Source organism: Longimicrobium sp., from assembly GCF_036554565.1.
Taxonomy (GTDB): Bacteria; Gemmatimonadota; Gemmatimonadetes; order Longimicrobiales; family Longimicrobiaceae; genus Longimicrobium.
On the sequence record NZ_DATBNB010000105.1, the window covers coordinates 1 to 4,598 of the forward strand.

Annotated in this window: 2 protein-coding genes; one reads left to right on the forward strand and one right to left on the reverse strand. The window is 67.8% G+C overall.

Annotated elements, in window-relative coordinates:
• The coding region (ileS, locus tag VIB55_RS02875; protein ID WP_331875156.1) for an isoleucine--tRNA ligase at nucleotides 1–2,977 on the reverse strand (2,977 nt) is incomplete at its 3' end.
• A gap of 490 nt (nucleotides 2,978–3,467) precedes the next feature.
• On the opposite strand from ileS, the gene VIB55_RS02880 reads away from it, so the two are divergent.
• On the forward strand, nucleotides 3,468–4,055 hold the full coding sequence (locus VIB55_RS02880) for a GNAT family protein (RefSeq protein WP_331875157.1): 588 nt from the start codon (nucleotides 3,468–3,470) through the stop codon (nucleotides 4,053–4,055).
• The last annotated feature ends 543 nt before the right edge of the window (nucleotides 4,056–4,598 follow it).

Here is a 4,598-nt window from a genome sequence, read left to right on the forward strand (position 1 = left end):
GGTCGCTGACCTCGAAGCCCGATTCCTTGCGCAAGTTCTGCACGCGGTTCACCAGCTCGCGCGCCAGCCCCTCCAGCCGCAGCTCGGGGGTGATCGTCGGGTCCAGCGCCACGGTGAAGCTGGCCTCGGCCTCCACGTGGAAGTCGCCCTCCGCCGTCTGAACGATATCGAATTCGGCATCGGTCAGCGTGAAGGTGAGCGGCTGCCCCGTCGGCCCGTCCGTGTACGAGATCTCCACCGGCTCGCCGCGCCGGAACGCCGCGAGGGAGGCGGACGACAGCTCGCGGATGGCCGCGGCGGCCGCCTGCGTGTTCTTGCCGTGCACCTTGCCGATGCCCTTGAAGTTCGGCTTGGCGCTGAACGAGACCAGGTCTTCGGCGTGGTCCATGAACTTCACCGCGCGCACGTTCAGCTCGTCGCGGAGAATGCCGAGCAGCGTCTCGTCCACCTCGTAGCCGTCCGGGACCACGGCGTACACCGTCCCCAGCGGCTGGCGCACCTTGATGCCCACCGACTCGCGCGCCGCGCGCCCCAGTGTGGACAGCGTGCGCACCGCCTGCATTCCGCGCTCCAGCTTTTCGTCGCGCGCGGCCTGGTCGACGGATGGAAAGTCCGCCAGGTGCACCGAGTTGCCGGTGAGCGCGCGGTGCAGCCAGTCCGCCAGGAACGGCGCGACCGGGGCCATCAGCCCGGCCGTGGCCACCAGCGCCGTGTGCAGCGTGGCGAAGGCGGCGCGCGTGTCGGCCTGGTCGGCGCTCCCCCAGAACCGGTCGCGCGAACGGCGCACGTACCAGTTGCTCAGGTCGTCGGCGATGAATCCCGACACGGCGCGCACGGCCCGCGTCAGGTTGTAGTCCTCCAGGTCCTGCGTCACCTCGGCCGTCACCGTCGCCAGGCGCGAAAGGAGCCAGCGGTCCAGCACCCCGCGCTCGGCCGGCGCCGCCACGTCCGCATCCGCCGAGAAGCCCTCGAGGTTGGCGTACATCGCGAAGAAGCGGTACGTCTGGCGCAGCGTGTCGAACGTCTTGCGCTGCACCTCCTTGACGCCCTCCGGATCGAAGCGCTTGGGAAGCCAGGGGTTGGACGAGGAGAGCAGGTACCAGCGGAGCGCGTCGGCGCCGAACTCGCCGATGGCCTCCCACGGGTTCACCGTGTTCCCCTTGGACTTCGACATCTTCAGGCCCTTGGCGTCGAGCACCAGGTCGTTGACGACCACATTGCGGTACGCCGGCCCGCGGCCCAGCAGCGTGCTGATGGCCAGGAGCGAGTAGAACCATCCACGCGTCTGGTCTACGCCTTCGGAGATGAAGTCGCCCGGAAACTGGCTTTCCTGCAGCTCCTTGTTCTCGAACGGATAGTGGTGCTGGGCGAAGGGCATGGCGCCGGAATCGAACCAGACGTCGATCACCTCCGGAGTGCGCCTCATGGTCCCGCCGCACTCGCAGGGGAACGTCACCTCGTCCACGTATGGGCGATGCGGATCGGGAAGCTCGGCCAGCCCCGACTTTTCGCGCAATTCATCGAAGGAACCGATGAAGTGGATGTGCGATGGATCGCGCTCGCACACCCAGGCCGGCAGCGGCGTGCCCCAGTAGCGGCTGCGGCTGATGGCCCAGTCGACGTTGTTCTCCAGCCACTCGCCGAACCGCCCGGAGCCCATCTCCGGCGGAAACCAGCGGATCTCGGCGTTGTTGGCCAGCAGCTGCTCGCGGACGCTGGTCGTGCGGATGAACCACGAGTCGCGCGCCATGTACAGCAGCGGGCTTCCGCAGCGCCAGCAGTGCGGGTAGCTGTGCTCTTCCTTGGACGACTTGAACACGCGGCCGCGGCGCTTGAGCTCGATCACCAGCTCGGTATCGGCGTCCTTGACGAACTCGCCGGCGACGAGAGGGATGTCGGCCTTGAAACGCCCCCGCTCGTCCACGGGCATGATGATCGGCAAGCCCACCTCCTGCCCCAGCTTGTAGTCGTCTGCGCCGAACGCGACCGCCGTGTGCACGATGCCCGTGCCATCCTCGGCCGTCACCCAGTCGGCCCCGTACACCTTCCACGCGCGCGCCACCGTCTCGTCGTCGAAGCCGACGGGATGCGCCCAGTCCAGCGGCCGCTGGTAGCCCAGGCCGATCAGCTCCTGCGCGGGAAAGGTGCGCGTGACGCCGTCCTCCGAGCCGAACAGCGGGGCCACGCGGTTGCGGGCCAGGACGTAACGGCGGTCCTCGTGCGCGACCTCGGCGTACTCCAGCTCTGGATTCACGGCGAACGCCACGTTGCTGACGACGGTCCACGGCGTGGTCGTCCAGACGAGGAACTCGCGGCCGTCCGGCTGCCCGTCAGGCCCCACGATGGGCGCGGTGAAGTACAGTGACGGGTCCTTGACGTCCTTGTAGCCCTGGGCCAGCTCGTGCGACGACAGGCCGGTGCCGCAGCGCGGGCAGTAGGGCAGCACCTTGTGGCCCTTGTAGAACAGCCCCCGGTCGGCGATCTGCTTGAGCAGCCACCACACGGACTCGACGTAGTCCGGGTGATAGGTGACGTACGGCTTCGAGTAGTCCAGCCAGTAGCCGATGCGGGCCGAAAAGCGCTCCCACTCTTCGGTGTAGGTGAGCACGCTTTCGCGGCACATCTCGTTGAAGCGCGCGATGCCGATCTCCTCGATTTCGCGCTTGCCGCTGATGCCGAGCTTCTTTTCCGCCTCGATCTCCACCGGCAGACCATGCGTGTCCCACCCCGCCATGCGCGGAACGAAGCGGCCCTGCATGGTGCGGAAGCGCGCCACCGTGTCCTTGATGGTGCGCGACATCATGTGGTGAATGCCGGGGCGGCCGTTGGCCGTGGGCGGGCCTTCGTAGAAGGTGAACGGCTTGCCGTCCGCGGTCCGCCGCAGCGACTGGCGGAAGGTGTCCTCCGCCTGCCACTGCGCCAGGACCTCGTCTTCCAGCGCGTTGACGGACGAGGGGAGCTCGGGAAATTTCTTCATCTGCCGGCCTTCACACGAAACGAGCACCCGCCGGGGCGGGGACATGGGCGAAAGCCCCTAATATAACGCCCCCGGCAATCACCGCATCCCGCGCGGACGTCCTCACCACAATCTGTCATCCAGAGGCCCGGGCGCACCGAACCGGCCCGCAGCGCATACCGCGCAGGGCCGTGGGATCTTGCCGCGGACGCCTCTGGGCTGGGGCGCGGCAGCGACACGAAAGCCCGAAACGCGTTCAGCCCGGCATTGGGTGAGCGTCAAACCCTGCTGGGGCGAATGAATTCGCGGCAACAACTACACGAAGTCCGCCTTCGCGGACTGGCTTGCTCGGGTGCAATCTGCAGCCAGGGGGCGCGCCAGGGGTGTGTGGCGGCATCTGTCATCCAGAGGCGCAAGCGCACCGAACCTACCCGCCCCCGCTCGTCCCCGCATACATTCGGGGCGAGTCGTCGAACTACCACCAACCCGGCCTTCACGCGGCGACGCGATCATGCCCCCACCACCCCTGCTCCTCCGCCCGTGGCGCCCCGAGGACGCGCCGGAACTCCGCGGGGCGATCGATGAAAGCCTCGCGGAGTTGCGCCAGTGGATGACGTGGGGCCCGGACGAGCCGACGCCGCTCGACGTGCTCACCCGCCGCCTGGCGGGGTACGCCGACGATTTCCACGCGGGGTTGCGGTGGAGATTCGCCGTCGTCCATCGGCTGACCGGGCAGCTGCTGGGAGGTGCGAGCCTTCACCCCTACCCCGGCCCCGGCGCGCTGGAGGTGGGCTACTGGGTCCGCTGGTCGGAGGTGCGGCAGGGGATTGCCGCGTGCGCGGCGGGTGCGCTCACCCGGCATGCGTTCGCGCACCACCAGGTGGAGAGGGTGGAGATCTGGTGCGATCCCGGCAACGTGGCGAGCGCACGCGTGGCGCTGGCGCTCGGTTTCGAACCGGTGGGAAACCGGGAGATCGAGCGGTCGGATGGAAGCCCGCGGCAGGTGGACGTCTACCGTCTTGAGGATGGAGATCGGTTGCGCCTGCGGCCCGGCCACGACGTGCTGATCGCCGCGGGTACCCAGCGACCGCCCTACTGAAGGCTGACCGGCCGCGCATTTGTACTCCCCACTACCTCGTCCGCTGTCATCCAGAGGCCAGGCACCGAACTCACCCGCACGCCACTCGAGACCGGCCATCTGTCATCCAGAGGCCCAAGCGCACCGGACCTACCCGCACGCCGCTCCATGCGGGCCGAAGGATCTGCGATGCGTCACATCTCAGCGCGGGCGCGGCAGCGACACGAAAGCTCGAGACGCGTTCAGCCCAGCATCGGTGTGAGCCGACGGCTGCTGGGGCGAATGAATTCGCGGCAACAACCACGCGAAGTCCGCCTTCGCGGACTGGCTGCTTGGGTGCACTCTGCGCCTGGGTGGCGCGCCCCAACCTGCGATCGCTTGCTGGCGTATTCGTGTCTGCCACTTGCGGCCAAGCGGCGTATCACATTATTGTGATTGACAAGTGAGGCGCGCTGGATTATCTCCTCGGGAAACTGACGGGGAGACGGTCATGCCGAATACGGTGGTGGTGTTCTACGCGGAAAGAAACGTTGCGCCCTTTCTCGATTGGTTGGACGAGCAAAG

What these genes read in the sequence shown, in the direction of transcription:
- VIB55_RS02880 (WP_331875157.1), top strand. Translation starts at nt 3,468, where the DNA reads ATGCCCCCACCACCCCTGCTCCTCCGCCCGTGGCGCCCCGAGGACGCG.